At 47.1% G+C, this 19,766-nt stretch carries 13 protein-coding genes; 12 read left to right on the top strand and 1 reads right to left on the bottom strand.

The genetic code is table 11. The features are described from left to right. The 11 genes from melA to G7035_RS03335 all read left to right on the top strand — a co-directional run bounded on the left by melA (position 1) and on the right by G7035_RS03335 (position 16,252). Positions 1-1,515 (top strand): alpha-glucosidase/alpha-galactosidase, encoded by a 1,515-nt coding sequence (gene melA / locus G7035_RS03385; protein ID WP_019686312.1) that lies wholly within the window; start codon positions 1-3, stop codon positions 1,513-1,515. Between the two features lie 587 nt (positions 1,516-2,102). Next, a complete protein-coding gene (locus tag G7035_RS03380; protein ID WP_019686313.1) occupies positions 2,103-4,256 on the top strand; it encodes a glycoside hydrolase family 6 protein in 2,154 nt (717 codons plus the stop codon). 350 nt (positions 4,257-4,606) lie between these two features. Next, complete coding sequence (locus G7035_RS03375) at positions 4,607-7,282, top strand: PAS domain S-box protein (protein WP_016821397.1); 2,676 nt, start codon at positions 4,607-4,609, stop codon at positions 7,280-7,282. Between the two features lie 162 nt (positions 7,283-7,444). Next, a complete protein-coding gene (locus G7035_RS03370) occupies positions 7,445-7,834 on the top strand; it encodes a GntR family transcriptional regulator (protein ID WP_016821396.1) in 390 nt (129 codons plus the stop codon). Further along, complete coding sequence (locus G7035_RS03365) at positions 7,827-8,729, top strand: ABC transporter ATP-binding protein (RefSeq protein WP_016821395.1); 903 nt, start codon at positions 7,827-7,829, stop codon at positions 8,727-8,729. The genes G7035_RS03370 and G7035_RS03365 overlap by 8 nt, the downstream gene beginning before the upstream one ends. After that, the gene (locus G7035_RS03360; RefSeq protein ID WP_017426356.1) at positions 8,704-10,800 is read left to right on the top strand and encodes a DUF6449 domain-containing protein; all 2,097 of its coding nucleotides are present in this window, start codon (positions 8,704-8,706) and stop codon (positions 10,798-10,800) included. The genes G7035_RS03365 and G7035_RS03360 overlap by 26 nt, the downstream gene beginning before the upstream one ends. Positions 10,801-11,014: 214 nt before the next feature. Then, positions 11,015-11,779 (top strand): class I SAM-dependent methyltransferase, encoded by a 765-nt coding sequence (locus tag G7035_RS03355; protein WP_016821393.1) that lies wholly within the window; start codon positions 11,015-11,017, stop codon positions 11,777-11,779. Positions 11,780-11,930: 151 nt separating this feature from the next. Then, on the top strand, positions 11,931-13,385 hold the full coding sequence (locus tag G7035_RS03350) for a PstS family phosphate ABC transporter substrate-binding protein (protein WP_017426357.1): 1,455 nt from the start codon (positions 11,931-11,933) through the stop codon (positions 13,383-13,385). A 145-nt stretch (positions 13,386-13,530) separates the two neighbouring features. Further along, the gene (locus G7035_RS03345; RefSeq protein WP_017426358.1) at positions 13,531-14,823 is read left to right on the top strand and encodes a beta propeller repeat protein; all 1,293 of its coding nucleotides are present in this window, start codon (positions 13,531-13,533) and stop codon (positions 14,821-14,823) included. Between the two features lie 13 nt (positions 14,824-14,836). Continuing rightward, on the top strand, positions 14,837-15,700 hold the full coding sequence (locus G7035_RS03340) for an aldo/keto reductase (protein ID WP_019686314.1): 864 nt from the start codon (positions 14,837-14,839) through the stop codon (positions 15,698-15,700). Between the two features lie 15 nt (positions 15,701-15,715). Further along, positions 15,716-16,252 (top strand): mismatch-specific DNA-glycosylase, encoded by a 537-nt coding sequence (locus G7035_RS03335; protein WP_019686315.1) that lies wholly within the window; start codon positions 15,716-15,718, stop codon positions 16,250-16,252. Positions 16,253-16,345: 93 nt separating this feature from the next. Here the strand turns inward: G7035_RS03335 and ald are convergent, their stop codons facing one another. Next, complete coding sequence (gene ald, locus G7035_RS03330) at positions 16,346-17,476, bottom strand: alanine dehydrogenase (protein ID WP_019686316.1); 1,131 nt, start codon at positions 17,474-17,476, stop codon at positions 16,346-16,348. Positions 17,477-18,017: 541 nt separating this feature from the next. Here ald and G7035_RS03325 point away from each other — a divergent pair. Further along, the gene (locus G7035_RS03325; RefSeq protein ID WP_016821387.1) at positions 18,018-19,682 is read left to right on the top strand and encodes a PucR family transcriptional regulator; all 1,665 of its coding nucleotides are present in this window, start codon (positions 18,018-18,020) and stop codon (positions 19,680-19,682) included. The last annotated feature ends 84 nt before the right edge of the window (positions 19,683-19,766 follow it).

The following is a 19,766-nucleotide window of genomic DNA, read 5'->3' as shown; positions in this document are numbered from 1 at the left end:
GTGTCATTTAAAGTAGCTTTTATTGGAGCAGGAAGCATCGGTTTTACCCGTGGAATTTTGCGAGATCTGTTATCAGTACCGGAGTTTAACGATATTGAAGTGGCTTTTACGGACATCAGTCAGCACAATCTGGATATGGTTACTGAACTGTGTCAGAGGGATATTCGTGAGAATGGGTTGTCCATACAAATACAGTCCTCTACGGATCGAAAGGTAGCTCTAAAGGATGCCAAATACGTCATTTGTACAATCCGTGTCGGCGGTCTGGAAGCCTTTGCGACCGATGTGGATATTCCGCTAAAATACGGTGTGGATCAATGCGTGGGCGATACATTATGTGCAGGAGGCATCATGTATGGCCAGCGTGGTATCGCTGAAATGCTGGAGATTTGCAAAGATATCCGTGAGCTAAGTGCACCGGATGTGCTGCTGCTGAACTACTCGAACCCAATGGCGATGATGACCTGGGCCTGCAACAAGTACGGTGGCGTGCGTACGGTTGGTCTATGTCACGGCGTCCAGAATGGGCATCACCAAATTGCCGAGGCGTACGGTCTGGAGAAGCAGGATGTGGACATTGTATGCGCCGGAATCAATCACCAAACATGGTACATTCAGGCCTCGCATAAGGGTAAGGATCTGACAGCCGGACTGCTGGAGGCTTTTGAACAACATCCTGAATTTAGCCGCACCGAAAAGGTACGCATCGATATGCTTCGTCGTTTTGGCTATTACAGCACAGAGTCGAATGGTCATCTCAGTGAATATGTGCCTTGGTATCGGAAGCGTCCGAATGAAATTCTGGACTGGATTGATCTGGGCAACTGGATCAACGGAGAAACAGGCGGCTATTTGCGTGTATGTACGGAAGGACGTAACTGGTTTGAAACAGATTTCCCTAACTGGATGAAGGAAGATCCACTGGAGTACAAGGCAGAGCATCGAGGTGAAGAGCACGGCTCATACATTATTGAAAGCCTGGAAACAGGACGTGTATACCGGGGGCACTTTAATGTTGTGAATAACGGTATAATTTCCAACTTGCCAGACGATGCGATTATTGAAGCTCCTGGATATGTGGATCGGAACGGTATTTCTATGCCGCAAGTTGGAGAACTGCCGCTGGGTCCTGCTGCCGTGTGCAATGTTAGTATTTCCGTTCAGCGTTTGGCTGTTGAAGCGGCTGTACATGGAGACGATAAGCTGCTGCGCCAAGCGTTTATGATGGACCCGTTAGTGGGCGCGGTGTGTAATCCGAAAGAAATTTGGCAGCTGGTCGATGAGATGCTGGTGGCACAGGAAGCATGGTTGCCGCAATACGGAGTAGCGATTGCCGAGGCGCGCCAACGCTTGGCTACAGACGATCTGATTTCAACCCGACCTTATGAGGGAGCAGCACGACTTAAGGTGAAGACGGTTGAAGAAATGCAGCTGGATCGAGATGCCGCCAATAAAAATGCAGGACAATCCGACAAGGGCAAGGATCGCGAAAAAGTGCAGAATAACAATGCGTAACAGCTACTTGGTACAATTGCATTAACGATCATACCATGGACCTGCTTATGAGCAGAGATGAATGGAACAACAATAAAAGGGTGTTTTCATGGTCGTAGGCCTGAAACATCCTTTTTTGCTGTCGATAGGTTCAACGTTTGACATAGATAGCAGCCTAAAGTTTATTCTTGTCGATTTGGGCTGACGGAAATTAAAGAATACAGTCTTGTTTTTTATGCATCCGCTCTTTTACTGTCGACTTTGAATCTCCTGAGAGCTTGTCATAGTAGGGAAGTTCAACAAATGATAGAACCAATCTCAAAAAAAGAGAGACCATCCCGAACCGTCGGTGTGGCAATTCATATGCCTAATTAATAATTGTAGTCCTTAATTTATTCAATTTACAGCAGATTTCCAGCTCACTATAATCTAACATAGGAGGTGACAAAAAGGGGAAAAATGTGAGCGCATGAACAAATAGAAAGCGCTTACCTTTCGCAACTATGAACGCTACTTTTTCTAGGGAGAGAGTAGGCGTAACACACATTTAATCATATAACAATCAGGTGCCGACATAGGAAGATTCAACAAAATCTACGGAAAGATAGGTGAAGCAATTGAAAACAAAGCAAGTGCTTCGTAAAGGAATGAAGTATGCTTTTGCGCTATCACTCGTCGCAAGCAGCTTTCTACCAGGTGCAGGATTTACGGATAAAATACATGCAGAATCCCATGTCGATAATCCTTACCAAGGGGCGACAAAATACGTTAGCCCTGATTATGCGGCTAGTGTCGACACATCGATTGCCAAGGTTACGGATGCGAATCTGAAGGCAAAAATGCAAACGGTCAAAACATTCCCGACAGCCGTTTGGCTTGATCGTATCGCCGCTATTAACGGCGGTGGAGGCAAGCTTGGCTTGGAGGCACATTTAGACCAAGTATTGGCGCAAAAGAAAGGCAACACACCGATTACGGCGGAGTTCATTGTGTATGATCTGCCCGGACGGGATTGTCATGCCTTGGCTTCCAATGGTGAATTGCCGCTGACCCAGGCAGGTCTGGAAACTTATAAAAAGGATTATATTGACAAAATAGCTTCTATTTTCGCAAATCCCAAATATAAGGATATTCGTATCGTTGCGATCATTGAACCGGATAGCTTGCCAAATCTGGTAACCAATCTGGATGATCCGAAATGTGCGCAAGCCAAGTCCACAGGGATTTACGAAGCTGGTGTTAAATACACAATGAATAAGCTGAACGAGATTCCTAACGTGTACAAATACGTAGATATCGGTCACTCTGGTTGGTTAGGCTGGGATAACAACCGTTCAGCAACGGTATCCCTGTTTACAACTATTTTCAAAGACACGAGCAAAGGTCTGTCCAGTGTAGATGGCTTTATCACGAATACAGCCAATACTTCACCGCTGACAGAACCTAATTTGCCTGATCCAAACCTGAATATCGGTGGGCAGCCGATCAAATCGTCCAAGTACTACGAATGGAATCCTAATTTCGATGAATCGGATTTTGCAGAGTCCTTGCATAGAGATTTTGTCAGCGCAGGCTGGCCGAGCTCACTCGGTATGTTAATTGATACAGGCCGTAATGGATGGGGAGGACCTAACCGTCCGACTTCCGCAGTCGGCAATGATATTAACTCCTATGTAAACTCCGGTCGTGTAGACAAACGCTCACACCGTGGTAACTGGTGTAATAACAGCGGAGCAGGTATGGGAACGCCGCCACAAACGGCTCCAGCTGGTCATATCGATGCCTATGTCTGGGCAAAACCTCCAGGGGATTCCGATGGTTCCAGCTCACTCATCCCGAACGATGAGGGTAAAGGCTTTGACCGTATGTGTGATCCTACCTATACAACCAAGGATGGCACATTAACAGATGCTTTGCCGAATGCACCTATTTCAGGAGCATGGTTCCATGATCAGTTTGTAATGCTGGTACAAAATGCGTACCCTGCAATCGTGCCTTCCACTGGTGGTGTAGACCCAGCGCCTACTGCTCCAGCAGTACCGTCAGGCTTAAAGGCTGTTGTGGGCAATGCTCAAGTAACGCTGACTTGGAATGCGTCTACTGGTGCCGAGAGTTACACGGTAAAACGTGCTACTAGCGAAGCAGGTCCTTTTACAGCCGTTGCGCCTCTTGTAACGGAAAGAGAGTACACGGATAAGGGACTGACGAACGGAACAACTTACTTCTATGTTGTAAGTGCTACGAATGCGAAAGGAACAAGTAAGGATTCCGCAACGGTAAGCGCTGAGCCAAAAGGTACACCGACAGATCCAACGAATCCTACAGATCCAACGGGTGATCTGGTTGTAATGTATCGTGCTGGGGACACGGATCCAGCGAATAACGCTGCCAAGCCTTTCTTTAATCTCAAAAATAAAGGGACAACACCAGTGAAGTTGAGCGAGCTTAAAATCCGCTATTACTTCACGAAAGATGGCAGCCAAGAGCTGCAATCTGCGGTAGACTGGGCGCAAGTAGGTAATGATAACGTGCTGCGTACCATTAAAGACAACTATATTGAAATTGGATTCAGTGCTGCTGCCGGCACGCTTGCTGCTGGCGCGCAAACAGGTGATATTCAGATCCGCATGAACAATAGCGACTGGTCTAATCTGAACGAATCCAATGACTATTCCTTCGATCCAACCAAAACCTCTTATGCTGAATGGAACAAAGTAACATTGTTCCACAACGATAAGCTGGTATGGGGAATCGAGCCTTAGGAATAGGTGAATATATACACTTGAATAACTGATAATTGTTGAAAAAGGGCTGCGGCACAACTGCTGTAGCCTTTTTTAACGTCTTCAAATAAAGAATTCGATGACCAAGGGAATAAGCATTCAAATTGTGTATAATGAAGAAAGAATACTAATCTACTGTGGGGGTCAACAACCACTTTTAGCAACATCTCGGTAGAGAAGGCAATTGCAACTCACTGCTGAGCGATTTTTGCGTCATTTTCTTAGCCGGGTGGTATAAAAAAATAATCTAGAGATTGCCGATGAACCTGCATCGGCAATCTTTTGTGCATACATGTTTTAATGTCTTTCATATAGAGGAGGAGATTCATTTGTTTTCTGCTGCTCAACGACTGCCTTTGCTGGAACATATGTATAATCATGCCCCGACAGGAATCGTGATTTTGTCGAGGGAGGGGAAGTGTCTTTATGTCAATCCCGCCTTTTGCAAAATGGTCGGATATGAGCAGGAGGAATTACTGGATATCCGATATTACCATCTCTTGTATAATGAGGCTCAGGATCAGCAAGGGCTGAGGGAGGCCTATGCAGGTTGGCTAAAGGCTACGGATCAAGTCTACAAGACAGAGCTGCGTTTGAAGCATAAACGGGGAACAACTGTCTGGCTATCGCTGGAATTAACCATATTTGATGATGAGGCTACCGAACAATCTTATTTGATTGCGTATGCAATGGATGTCACGGAGAAAAAGGACATGGAGCAGGTGCTTTCGGACAATGAGGATTTGTACATGTTGATTACCGAAAATACGCCGGATGTCATCTCTTACAGCACGGCAGACGGCATACTTCAATATATTTCTCCTTCGGTGGAAAAACTCCTTGGCTATACGAAGCAGGAAATGCTCGGCAAAAAACGGCTTCAATTTTACCATATCGAAGATGCCGATTACATGCGTGTACATGGAATGTTCAAGGAAACAGGCATCATGAAGCGGCGTGTACGTCATAAGGACGGGCATTATTTGTGGCTGGAAGTATCGTACCGTATTATTCGGGATGAACAGGGCAAGATCAAGCGAGTTCTATCCATCGGACGAAATATCACAGAGCGCCAGAAGAGCGAGGAGAACCTGGCAAAAGCTCAACAGTTGGCGATGTTCGGCTCATGGGACTGGGATCTGGTCAACAATGTTATGCATTTTTCCAAGGAATTTCGCAGCATATTTGGCTATCGTGTCAAGCCGGTTGAAACAAGTATTGACGCTTTCATGAAGGCAGTTCATCCCGAAGATACGGAACGGATGAAGCAAATTATCAACAACGTGATCTTAAAGGGAATTCACGAAGAAACCTTTTACCGGATTGTATTGCCCAATGGGGAACAGAAGGTACTGCGCTCGATCTGGGAAGCTGAGATGGACGAGCATGCAGGCAAGCCTGTTCAAGTAGTCGGGATGATACAGGATGTTACAGAGCACCGGGAAATCGAGCAACGTCTTCGTGAAAGTGAAAACCGTTATAAGTCACTATTTCAGCATAATCCACTCGGGATATGCGCCATGAATATGGAAGGTCATATTTTGAGCGTGAATCCGAGTTTGGAGAAGCTTACGGGTTATACGAGGGATGAGCTGCTTGGAGCTGAAATACTTGTCATGGCTTCCTCTGAGGAACAGGACAAAATCAAACGACATATCGAAATGGCCAAACAGGGGGAGACACAAACCTATGAATCGGAATTCATACATAAGGAGGGGGAGCGTCTATTCATCAAGATGACGAATATCCCGATTTTCGTGCAAGAAGAAATTGTAGGCTGTTACGGGATTATAGAGAATGTTACCCCTCTTAAAAACTACATTGCTCAGATTGAAAAGCTCAGTAACGAACATTCGCTTATTTTGAATGCAGTATCCGAAGGAATTGTGGGTTTGAATACCGAAGGACATGTCCGCTTTATGAACCCGGCAGCTGTTGAGATGTTCGGCATAGGATCAGCCAACCCGCTGAACGGTTCATGTATAGACGTCATTCGCCATGCTGACGAAATAGGCAGCCATTTTCCGGACGAGCAGGCTTCTATTCTCCAAGCGATTCGCAGCGGCGCTTCTTATCAGGCAGAGGAAGCTGTATTTTGGAAAAAAGACGGGTCCAGTTTTCTGGCCTCCTATCGAATCAGCCCTTTGATGGATAACGGCGAACGAAAAGGAGCGGTGATGGTTTTTGTAGACAGGACGAATGAAAAGGAGATTATTCGGGCCAAGGAGTCTGCCGAACGCGCCGATCGAGCCAAGTCAGAATTCCTGTCTGTGATGAGTCATGAGCTTCGTACACCGATGAACGGCATTATAGGCATGGCAGGATTACTGGCAGACACGGAATTAGATGAGGAGCAGCGTAGCTATATCGATATTATTACCAGCAGTAGCAACGCTTTGATGCAGATATTGAATGAGATACTGGATTTGAGCAAAATCGAAGCTGGCAAAATGTCGTTGCTGCATGAGTCTTTTGTGCTGGAGGATGTGGTTGGCAGTGTAGCTGACCTATTTATGACGCAGGCTATGGAAAAAGGAATCCAGCTAGAATGGCATATAGATCAGGAAATGCCAGGGATGCTAGTCGGTGATCATGTGCGTATCCGACAGATATTGGTGAACTTGGTGAGCAATGCGATCAAATTTACGGAGCGAGGGCGTGTAAATATTTTTGTGGAGAGAAAGGCTTACAGCCGCCGTAAAAAGAAATGCCTGATTGAGTTTAGTGTAACGGATACTGGAATCGGCATCCCGGCAGACCGTCAGCATTTGTTGTTTCAGCCTTTTTCCCAGCTTCATCCGGCACTGAACCGGAAATATGGAGGGACAGGTCTTGGCTTGTCCATCTGCAAAAACCTGGTCAAGCTAATGGGGGGTTCCATTGGTGTAGATAGTGACGAGGCCAGAGGAGCAACATTCCGGTTCCAACTGGATCTAAAACTGCCGGAAGGGCACACACTTGCGAATATAAGCCGTGATCAGCCTTATGATTCAAAGGAAGGCTAAAAAGAAATAGCCGTGATGCATTCTGCATCGCGGCTATTTTTTGTAAGAAATGTCCAAAGAAAAGATTGACAAACTGTTCTAACTGTACTATTAATGATAGTACAGTTAGAACAGTTGAACATGTATACATGAATTTGAGCCAGTGTTGAAAGGAGGAAGTCCATGTTCGAGCTGGATATCCGCAGCCGTAAGCCGATCTACGAACAGCTTATGGAGAAGGTTAAGGAAATGATCGTGTACGGATCGCTTCAGCCGGATGAGCAATTGCCTTCTGTACGGGCATTGTCCGCTCAACTTACGGTGAATCCGAATACGATTCAGAAAGCGTATCGCGAGCTGGAACGCGAAGGATATATTTATTCCGTTCAGGGCAAAGGCAGCTTTGTCACGCCTACCCAGCAGCAGCCGCAACAAATAAAGCGGGATGAGATTCGGGCGGCATTGTTAAAACTGATGATCGAAGCTGTCCATTTCGGTTTTACACAGCAGGAAGTGGACGACATATACGTGGAAGCTATGCAAACAAAGGAAAGGGGGATGTCCCTTGATTGAATTAAGGGAAGTCACAAAGACATTTACGGAAGAAAAGGCTGTCGATCAGCTCGCCCTGACGGTAAAGAAGGGCTCCATTTTTGGACTGCTGGGCTCGAACGGGGCAGGGAAAACGACCTTGCTCAAAATCATTGCCGGGATTTACCGGCCGGATACTGGTAAGGTGCTAATCGGTGGACAGCCGGTGTATGAGCAGCCTGAAGCCAAGCAGCACATTCTGTTTTTGCCGGATACCCCTTATTTTTTCCCGCAAGCGACAATTCGTCAGATGGCCCGGTTTTACCGCTCCATTTATCCAAGTTGGAGTGAAGAACGCTACACACAGCTTACGGAGATTTTCAAGCTGGACCCGAAGCGCAAACTTCACCGTTTTTCCAAGGGGATGAAGCGCCAAGCCGCTTTTTTGCTTGCCTTGAGCTGCATGCCAGAGCTGCTGGTTTTGGATGAACCCATTGATGGTCTGGACCCCGTGATGCGTAGAATGATCAAAAATCTCTTGTTCCAAGAAACCGCAGCACGTGAGATGACCGTCGTGATCTCATCTCATAATTTGCGTGAGATTGAAGACATGTGTGATCATGTCGGCATTATGCACCAAGGTCGGATGCTGTTGGAAAAAGAGGTGGATGACCTTAAATCCGATACGCATAAGGTGCAGGTTGCCTTTCGGGACAGCATGCATGAGGAAGCTGTCTGTGGCCAACTTTCGGTTGTACATAAGGAGCGGAGGGGCAGTGTTCTGCTGCTTATCATCCGGGGTGAGCGAGAGCGGATTGCAGAAACGATTGAAGCGTATGAGCCGCATGTGTTCGATTTGCTGCCGTTGACGCTTGAAGAAATTTTCATTTATGAAATGGAGGACGCAGGTTATGACATCCAACCGATTCTTCTGTAGCGGCGGCGTAATTCGCCAATGCCTGAGACAGCATGGCTGGATCGGTCTATTGTACTTGGCAGGATTGCTGTTTACAGTACCGCTGCCATTGTTTATGAGCACTGGTGATGAACAACCGCGAGTGGTTTTAAAAAGCTTGTTCGATAGCACAAACTCGGGTAATGAATTGCAAAAATTAATTTTAATGACCGTACCCGTGCTGGCAGGTGTGATGCTGCTTCGTTTTGTTCAGCGACAGGGGCCATCCGATTTGTATCATAGCCTACCTTTGCGTAGAGAGCATCTATTAACGTCACATTTAATTAGCGGTCTTGTTCTTTTACTTGTACCTGTATGGCTGACTGCGGGAGTAACTGCTTGGGTTAACACGTCAGTCGAACTGCCTTATATTTTTCAAATTAATGACGTTGGATCGTGGGCTTTGGTTGTGTCCGTCCTTACGATTTTCTTGTTTACTTTTACTGTGTTTGTAGGGATTTGTGTGGGACAATCGTTGCTACAGACCGTAGTAGTGTATGTTTTGCTGCTATTGCCTCAGTTTCTATTCATGATGATAGGGCGTTTTCTGGAACGTAATTTATACGGATATGTGCGGGTGCGAGAAACCGTTGTTCAATATATTAATGGCTCGGAGTTTCGCAGCAATAATAATGTTTGGGAAAACTTATCGCCGTTTGTACGCATTATGGACAACTTGCCACAGCGCGCCTTTTCTTACATGGAGCTACTCGCCTATCTAGGTATCTCTGTGCTGTTTGTCGCCTTGAGTTATGGTTTGTATCGTAAACGCTTGGTCGAAAAGGCGACTCAGGCTATAGCGTTTTCTTTCTTTCAACCTTTGTTCAAGGCAGGGGTTATACTATGCGCCATGCTTGTACTAGGCGATTATTTTTATAATGCAGGTACAAGAGGAGCTAATTGGTCGATTTTCGGGTATGCACTTGGAGCTATTTTAGGCTATATCGTTGTAGAAATGGTCGTCCGCAAGACGTGGCAAATTGTGCGTGTTCGTGCTTTGGTGGAAATGGTCGTTTACGGTGTGATCATGGGGCTGGTACTGTATATCCCGATTTCAGGTTGGTTGGGTTATGAGGGACGGATTCCAACAGCACACTCCGTAGAAAAAGTTTATGTCGGGCAAGAGGAGCCTCTAGGGGGAGATGCAGAAAAAGAAGCTTATTACTCCCAAGATAGGGCCTATATCGCCTCTGTACTGAATTTACATCGAGAACTCGTACGTGCACATGCAGCTGGCGAGAAAATGTTGTCCAAAAACCTGGCCGTCGAATCGGCATTCATAGTCTACCGTTTGGATGATGGTTCCACCATGACTCGCCGCTATACATTCCCGGAGAAGCCTTTCCGGACAGAACTGACTAAAGTGATGGAAGCAGAGCCTTATAAAACGGTGAGATACAAGCTGGATAAGCTGCAAGGAAAAGCAGAGACGATCAATATCGAATCCGTAGATGATAATGAAAGACGAGTGGTTTTAACCAATCCCAAAGAAACTCGTGAATTTGAAGCTGTACTCAGAGAAGAAGTATTAAATATGAGTTATAGCGAAATGCAATCACATCGATACCCTCTGGGGAATGTTTCTATTACAAATAAAGAGTCATCCTCTACCAATAACGAACCGAGCTGGCATCGTGAAATTTCATTTAATTGGCCGGCTTCATATCACAAGCTTACAGATTGGCTAGAGCAAAAAGGGTATGCGGATAAGGTCATCATTGATTCCAAGGATATTTTTTCGATACGGGCTGTTCCTATTATTTCTCAGGAAATGGAGCCTTATCAACCCAATCAATATATTGAAGACTATAAAATATTTAGAAGCATTCAACAAAAGCACAAAGCAATAACGATTGAAGATCCGAAGCTGTGGAGCACTGTACTGGAAAAGCGTAGATCTAATAGCTATACTCCAGATATGGCGAAAGGCACTTACTTGGTTCAAGTCAAGATCAAACCTTTATTTAGTTCAGATCCCCATACACGCTATTACTATTTTACTCCGAACGATATGACACCGGAGCTTGCCAAGGCATTACCGGCAGTTCCTTAAGCTCCTACGAGGGACAGTATCTGGTTTAGAGGGAATATGGACGGAGGTAGATGAACATGGGATGGTTCGGACACGACATATAACAACCTCATCGACGGGCAAGAGCTCCTCCACATTAGAACGGACATAAATAGAGACCAGAGTGATACAACGTAGAACATACAGAGAGAAGAGTTCAATATTGTACAGTCCAATAGTGGAGGAGCAAAAAAATATGAAATATACAGAAGATCGTGAATTTCTACAGTTGTTGGATCATCATAAACAGTCATTTTCCGGATGGGATTTTTCATTCATTTCGGACACGGGACGAGTGGCGAGCGAGCCTTTGGACTGGTCTTATGCCAGCAAGGCTTTGGCGTTGATGCATGCCTCGAAGGCGATGCTGGATATGGGAACAGGCGGGGGAGAGTTCTTGTCGCAGTTGCGCCCTTTTCCAGAGATCATATGTGCGACAGAGGCATATGCACCGAACGTACCTATCGCCAAGCAAAGATTGGAGCCGCTGGGTGTGCGCGTGATGGCTATTCATGATGACGATTCCCTTCCGTTTGACGATGCTGGGTTCGACCTTGTGCTGAACAAGCATGAGTCATTTTCGCCAGCGGAAGTGCACCGTATTTTGCGTTCAGGAGGTACGTTTTTGACTCAACAGGCAGGAGGCTTGGATTGTGCAGGCCTTAACGCCCGCTTGGGAGCACCTGATTACGTGTATGCGGACTGGACTCTTCCTCAAGCAATTGCAGGTTTGAAAAGTAATGGTTTTGAAATCGTAGAGCAGCGGGAACAGTTTCCGATCCAGCGCTTTTACGATATTGGAGCGATTGTCTATTACTTAAAAGTTATTGAATGGCAGATTGCAGACTTCCAGCCAGAGAAATATATAGAACAGCTGTATAGTCTGTATTTGGATATTAAACGTGATGGTTATTGGGACGTGAAGCAGCATCGTTTTTTAATCCATGCCAGAGCGATATAGAGAAGATTCGATACCAAAGAGGCCTATCCTGTAGGGGAGGCCTTTTTGTCATTTTTACTACCCTTTCGTATACTAATCTTTACCATAATTGTACAATGAAGAAGCAATAGCTTACAGACTCATTTCATTTATAAGATATAGGGGGATGTACATGTCTGAACCAAAGGAAGTTATAAGCAAGCCGAAAGAGGGCAATTCTGTGCGGATAGCATGGTTTTGGCCATGGCTGGTCGGTACGTTTATGTTTGGATTGTTTTCAGTCATGTTTAATATTATTTGGAGTATGGTTGTAGCACCTCAAGTGCAGTATTTGCTGAGGCATGAAGGTGTGACGGATATAACCGTGGTTGTAATATTGCTGCTATATGTATGGCTGGTCGGTCTCATTTTTGCAGCTTATGGTGCTTTGAGTGCGCATATGTCCAATATGCATAAGCTTCTGCTGATGCTGACTGGGCTAGCATCCTTATTATGCGGGCTGTGGTTGTGGATTATAGGACTACGAGGATCTGGCGGCCAACTTGCCGAAGTATCTGGAGGAGCGTGGGAGCTTTTTTCACTCTATCACGCTTGGGCGGAACCTATACTGGAAGTATTGGGGTCATATACACAGCTCGGTGGAATCTGGTTTCTGCTGACCGCACTGCTGCCCATAGCTGGCATGGTAGTCGGTGTTGGGGTAGATCGCTATCCAGCGGTGACCGACCAGCACGGAAAGGTGGACCATAGATGGCAATGGGTTGTAGCTGCAATATCTGCTGCGCTCATCATTGTGCTGACGATTACGCTCATGCTTCCTCAGCGTCCGTACATTGCGGAGAGGGATTTTCCGGTAGTAGATGGCGCTACAGCGGCCATTCCATTCGCACAGGATATGCTGCATGAATTGACCGGAATGAACAAGGTTCGTGCGGCTCACGAACTGAGATTCAACACAACACATCAGGCTTATGTCAATCTGATTGAAAAGAAGGCGGATCTGATACTGGTGGCGGGTCCATCCGATGAGGAATTGCGCCTGGCGAAAAGTCGGGGAATTCAAATGAAGCTTACACCTATCGGGTGGGATGCGTTTATTTTTCTCGTTCATAAAGGCAATCCGGTTAACGGACTTTCTTCGGAGCAGGTGCGCAGCATATATGAAGGATCTATTCGTAACTGGCGTGAAGTAGGGGGCAAGAATCAGCCGATCGTTGCTTATCAGCGGGAGGAAAACTCAGGAAGCCAAACATATATGCAGAAGAAAGTGATGAAAGGTCAGGACATGGCTGAACCGCCTCGGGAACTCCGAATTGGTATAATGGGTGAGATGATTAATGCAATTGCTGATTTTGACAAGGATCACAACGCGCTCGGTTATTCATTTTATTATTTCGCAAATGTGATGCATAATCGTCAAGAGGTCAAATTTTTATCTATTAATGGAGTGGAGCCCGACAAAGAACACATTCGTTCGAAACAATATCCATTCACAGCCCAACTGTTTGTAGTTACACGCGAAGGCGAAAAGCCACGTGCTTCGATGCAACGATTACTCGAATGGCTGCAAAGCGAAGCAGGAACTCAGGCCATTGAAAAAGGCGGCTTTGTTCCTGTAAACTCGTAATCCTATAACGATTCGAATACAGTCAGTATCGTATATTCACCGCAAGAGTGAAACCAATACAGCAGGGTAATACATAGAATATGCTTTGCTGTGAATACAATACCCGCGCAGCAAGTATATCAACAACTTAAGGGGATGAACAAAAATGAAGAAAAAAACATCGGTTTGGGTGCTTTTACTCGCCGTAGCCATAGTAGCAGCAGGTTGTGAAACAGGATCACAAACAGGACAAACGGCTCAGAATAAACCAAAGGATTCTGCATCGACACAAGTCAATGATTCGGGAGCCACTGTAGATACACCGGAACAGCAGACTGCTTCTGACGGCAAAAGCAGCACATCCCCGTCCAGCACTGACAGAGCAGTGGAGACAGGAGGGCAAACGAAGACAGATGCTAGTATAGCGAACGTCCGCATGGACAATATTACCGCGCTTCGATTAATCGACGGCCAATCTGGCTGGATCGGCGGTAATGGATGGATTGCCCGAACAGACGCGGCTCCATCCGGTTCAGTCGGTTCAGCTTGGAATGTGCAGTATCAAGGCAAAGGTACGGTTCAACAGATTTTTGCCTTGAATGGAGAGCAGGCCTGGGCTGTTATGGAAGATAGTGGTTCACTGCTGGCAACTCACGATGGCGGCAAGCATTGGGAAGCTGTCGGGACTGTACCTGAGCAAGGACAAGCGGACTTTTTACACTTTGTATCATCCAAGGAAGGATTTAGTGGCAACCAATATACCAAGGATGGTGGACAAAGCTGGTCTTCGCTCCTTGTGCCTAGCCACATGGTAGGACAGCCATATTTTCATGATCGGCAAAACGGCTGGGCAGTAACCCAGAAAACAGATCGCTCGATCCAGATTTTGCACACCGTTAACGGTGGTCAAGATTGGACTCCTGTCATGTCGCGGACAACCGAGGGGCCTCTGAACGGAGTAACTATTCGATCGGTAGGACGGGGCAACGCATGGATTGAGCTGGTTGGAGATACGGGGATGAATCAGACGTCGTATTCGCTTTGGCATACGGCTGATAGCGGACAAAGCTGGCGTACTGTACTGGCGAATTCTACTGCCGGCGGCGGTCCTGCACCAGGTGTTAGCCAGCAAGACAATCAGGTTGCCAAAAATGAAGGGACAGCACCAGGCATGCTCTATGCGGTTAACATCAGTACCGCTTTGATGGGTGGCTACTGTGCACCGTGTGACAAGCCTAATACGATTGGTTGGACCAATGACGGAGGCAAGACGTGGAACAATGGCAAACAAGGCTTTGATGGTTATGGCGGTCAGCAAATCGGGATGGCCAATGCCAAGGAAGGCTGGGCTATTTTCTCGGATTCAGAGCAGGCCCCGATCCTATATACCACCTCGGATGGTGGTCAGCACTGGACGCAGAGTCATGTATTTGACAAGCCTGTGACACCAGGCTCCTAAGGAGGGAATGTAGTTGAGTCAACATAAGAGAAGTGCGATTACATGGACGGACGGTCGTGAAGTACCACTCATTGGGCAGGGCACGTGGTATATGGGCGAAAAAGCCTCCCTTCGGCAGGAGGAGGTGCGTGCGCTTCAACTTGGCTTCGAGCTGGGGATGACGCTAGTAGACACGGCTGAAATGTATGCGGAGGGCGGCGCAGAAGAGATCGTCGGGGAGGCCATTCGAGGCCGCCGGGACGATGTGTATCTTGTCAGCAAAGCCTACCCTCATCATGCGGACCGTCAAGGATTGGCTCAAGCCTGCGAAGCGAGCCTAACCCGAATGAGAACCGAATACGTGGACATGTATCTGCTGCATTGGCGCGGGAATATTCCACTAGAAGAGACAATACAAGGTATGGAAAAACTGCGTGAGCAAGGCAAAATCCGCAACTGGGGCGTGTCCAATCTCGACAAATCCGATATGGAGGAGCTTTGGAGCCTGAATAATGGCAAAGCCTGTGCTGTCAACCAAGTGCTGTATCACGCGGCTTCGCGAGGTATCGAATATGATCTGCTTCCTTGGAGCCGTACGCATGGGGTGCCTGTAATGGCCTATTGCCCGATTGCCCAAGGTGGACGCCTGCGACGAGGACTACTGGAGAATCCCGTTATGGTAGACATTGCTGCCAGCCACGGAGTAACTCCATCGCAAATTGCACTCGCATGGGTTATACGGGACGGTGATGTGTGGGCAATTCCCAAGGCGGTACATGAATCGCATGTACGAGAAAATGCAGCGGCAGCAAGCATTCGGCTCACCCCTGAACAACTTCAACAAATAGACGAAGCTTTTCCTCCGCCAACGAGGAAGCAGCCGCTGGATATGGTTTGAGGAAGGAGGGGCCTGATGACAGAACCAGAGACAGAACTACACGAGGTAGATGATCATCTCGACTATGGATTATCCGTTGTATTTATCGGCTTTAATCCCAGTCTGAAATCCGGCGAGGTAGGACATCATTACGCTAATCCGCGCAACCGCTTTTGGCGCATACTGGAGGGGGCTGGCTTGACCCCTCGCTTATACGATCCATCGGAAGATCGGGAGCTGCTAAAGCTGGGTTTCGGTTTTACCAACATTGTCTCCCGTCCTACCAGGGGAGTGGAGGACATTACCCGTGAGGAATACGCCGAAGGGCGTCTGAAGCTGCATGCGAAGCTAATGGAATACCGCCCCAAGGTCGCTTGCTTTGTCGGCAAAGGCGTGTACACCGAATATAGTAAAAAATCCAAAGCGGATTGGGGATTTCAGCCTGAACCACTAATCCCCGAAATGCATGAATTTGTGGCACCTTCGTCTAGTGGACTGGTGCGCATGTCGCAGGAAGAAATCACGAATATTTATAGCCGTCTCCAAACGTTCCTTTCGTCAGAAGCCGTCTAAAATGCGGCTACGTTTGGTAGATGCAGCATACAAAGAACCATACACTTTAATCCTTACTGGGAAAAGTGTATGGTTCTTTGTGCTGCTTCTTTTCTATTGTAGGGTTTTGGTCTGCCATGCCTGTTCCACAGGAACATAAGGATACCCCAGATCACGGGCGACTGCTTCGTAGGTGATATGTCCGTTCAGGACATTGGTACCGCTAAGCAGCGGCTTGCTTCTGCGAAGTGCCTCTAGCACACCGAGATCCGCAAGTTGGAGAGCAAAGGGGAGCGTTGCGTTCGTCAGAGCGAGCGTGGAGGTTTGTGGTACTGCGCCAGGCATGTTCGCTACTGCATAGTGAATAACGCCATGCTTTACATAGGTTGGCTGATCATGTGTCGTGATGTGGTCAATCGTCTCAACAATGCCACCTTGGTCAATGGCGACATCGACAATCACTGAACCGGGTTGCATCGTCTGCACCATGGCTTCTGTTACGAGCCGCGGTGCTTTGGCACCAGTGATCAGGACAGCACCGATCAGCAAATCACTTTGCGCCACGGCTTCAGCAATGTTGGAAGGGGTGGACACCAATGTATGGAGCTGATTGCCAAAAATATCGTCCAGTTGGCGCAATCTTTGCAGGCTTAGATCGATCAGTGTAACATCTGCGCCGAGACCGATAGCGACCTTGGCAGCATTGGTGCCGACCACCCCTCCGCCAATAATAGTTACTTTACCGCGTTTGACCCCTGGCACACCTGCCAGTAGGATGCCTTTACCGCCTTTTGGTTTTTCCAACAGCTGTGCTCCGATTTGTACAGCCATTCGGCCTGCAACCTCGCTCATGGGGGTAAGCAACGGTAGGCTTCCTTCCACATTTAGCGTTTCATAGGAAATGGCGGCCACGCCGTTGTCTGTTAAAGCCCGGGCCAGTGCGGGCTCGGCAGCCAGATGCAGATAGGTGAACAAAATCAAACCTGGTCGAAAATACCCGTATTCAGAGGGGAGAGGCTCTTTTACTTTGATAATCATATCCGCCTGGGACCACACATCTGCCGCTTGCTGAACAAGGATCGCACCCGCAGTGGCATAATCTCCGTCTGTATAGCCACTTTCAACCCCTGCATGGCTTTCTACAAACACTTGATGTCCGTGTTGAATCATTTGAGCAGCACCCGCAGGTGTCAGAGCGACACGATTTTCATTGTTTTTAATCTCTTTTGGAATCCCAATTTTCATTCGTTTCACCTCTCCTAAAAATAATTGTTATCCAACGGCAAATGATTGTTTTTAGGGCAGCTACGCTGCAGAATCAATGTTTGTTGATCATGTTCTCTAGGGCAGCTACGCTGCAGAATCAATGTTTGTTGATCATGTTCACTAGGGCAGCTACGCTGCAGAATCAATGTTTGTTGATCATGTTCACTAGGGCAGCTACGCTGCAGAATCAATGTTTGTTGATCATGTTCTCTAGGGCAGCTACGCTGCAGAATCAATGTTTGTTGAACGTGTTTTAGGGCAGCTACCCCTGCTATGGTTTACTGTTGGATGCGACCAAACGAGCTTAGAAAATTGCACTATCATTTGTATGCAGCCTGCTGATTAGTTACATGGACTCAAGCCGATAAATGCAATTCATGTTAGATTAGGTACAGTTTACAAGGGGTGCGACTCCTTCGCATCATACATTTTGTCGGATTATCTGACTTGAAGGCTCGACTTTTTGATGAATATATGTCATATAAAATGACATAAAGACATACACATAGGGAGAATGCCGATGAAAGGTAAAAAAACATTTACCATTGCGGATGTGCTGGAACGTCCTGTTTTCCGGCGGGCGAAGCTGGCAGCGGGGGAACAGGGCGTAAATCGCCGTGTGGGTTGGGTTCATGTGCTAGAAATCACCAATGTATCCCCCTTTGTGAGCCGTCATGACCTGATCTTGACGACCGGCCTGTGGTTAATCCGGAAGGGGGGAGAGCGCGCCGAGTATATGGAGCAGCTGATCTGCTCGGAAGCCGCAGGATTGTGTGTGGAGCTGGGCACGAGCATCCATGAGATCCCCTCTGAAATACTGGAGCTGGCGGAACGGCATCACTTCCCGGTCATCATATTTGAGCAGCCGGTGCGTTTTGTTGAAATTACACAAGATATTCACTCCCTACTTATTAACCGACATCATGAACTATTAAAAGATCTGGAGCGATTTTCACGTCAGCTTCAGCAGGAAACCCTACGCAGCACCGATATGAATGCCCTCTTGCGTGTGCTCCATGACTACGCTGCCCGGCAGGTCATCTACATGTCCTCCATTGATACCAATCGATTCGTGCCTTCCGTCCAGCCGGATGTGGCAGACCATATTGCGGATTTTTATGCCAATGAAGTGGAATCCAGTATGACTGCCGATCGTGAAGGGCACCTGCTGTTTCACCTGAATGATTCCACTGCCGTCTTGTTTCAGCCTGTTGTATGCTTCGGTCAGGTGTTTTCCGCTGTAGGTGTGGTACTGCATAATGAAATGCCGACGGAAGAAATGTCGCTGCTCATTGATTACACAGCCAAGGCGGCCGCTACATTGGTACTGAGAACACAGTTTCTTGAAGACCGATTGCTACGTAATCAAAATGAACTGATTCAGGATGTATTGAACGGCCAGCTTCCTAATGAAGAACAGGCCCAGACCCGGATGGGACTGCGATTGTTAACGAAGGGTCGGTATTTATTTTGGGCAGGAGTCATCGAGGTAGAGCATCAGGACAAGGACGCGAGTCAGGTGCGCAAGGAATCCATCAATCAGGATGTATTAGTGCTGCTTCGTTCTCTATTGAAAAAAGAAGCGTTGCACAATCTGTTGATGATGAAAGGAAGTCAATGCTACATCCTTTGTGCCAAGGAGGAATTAACGCTGCGTTCCGAAGCGCAGATGAAAAAAGTGCTGGCTCATACGGTCCAATATATTCAGAACTATGCCGCAGGACAGCTTGATAAAGTGCGCATTCATGCAGGCTTTGGTAAGGTAAGGCACCGCATGACCGGGACGGACCGCAGTTTTGAAGAGGCATATCAGGTCATTGAAGTCGCGCGAAGCGTCCCGGTCATGAAGGATCGGCTATTTTACGACAGCATCGGAATCTATCAATTGTTGAAAGCAGTGCCCCGCATTCCTTTTCTACAAGAATTTGTACAGGATCATTTGGGCGAGCTGATTGCGCATGATCGTGAGCATCATATGCAGCTTCTGGATACGCTGGATGCCTACTTTCAATGTCATGGCTCCAAGCGTGATACCGCCGGAGTTTTGTATATTCATAGGCAGACTCTTTATAATCGACTGGATAAAATTAATGAAATCGTAGAGGGGAATTTGGCAGACCCTGACAAACGTCGTTGTCTGGAGATGGCACTCCTGGCTTACCGGATGCTTCAGGCTGAAAATTGATCCTAAATAACTAGTTTTATTTTCTATTCTACTCATTTACAATGCGTGTTAACACTGAGATAATAGAAGAGATTACGGAAATAT

The sequence above is a fragment of the Paenibacillus polymyxa genome (assembly GCF_015710975.1).
GTDB classification, from domain to species: domain Bacteria; phylum Bacillota; class Bacilli; order Paenibacillales; family Paenibacillaceae; genus Paenibacillus; species Paenibacillus polymyxa.
The sequence above is the reverse complement of the archived record's forward strand: the minus strand, read 5'-3'. Positions and strand labels throughout refer to the sequence as shown.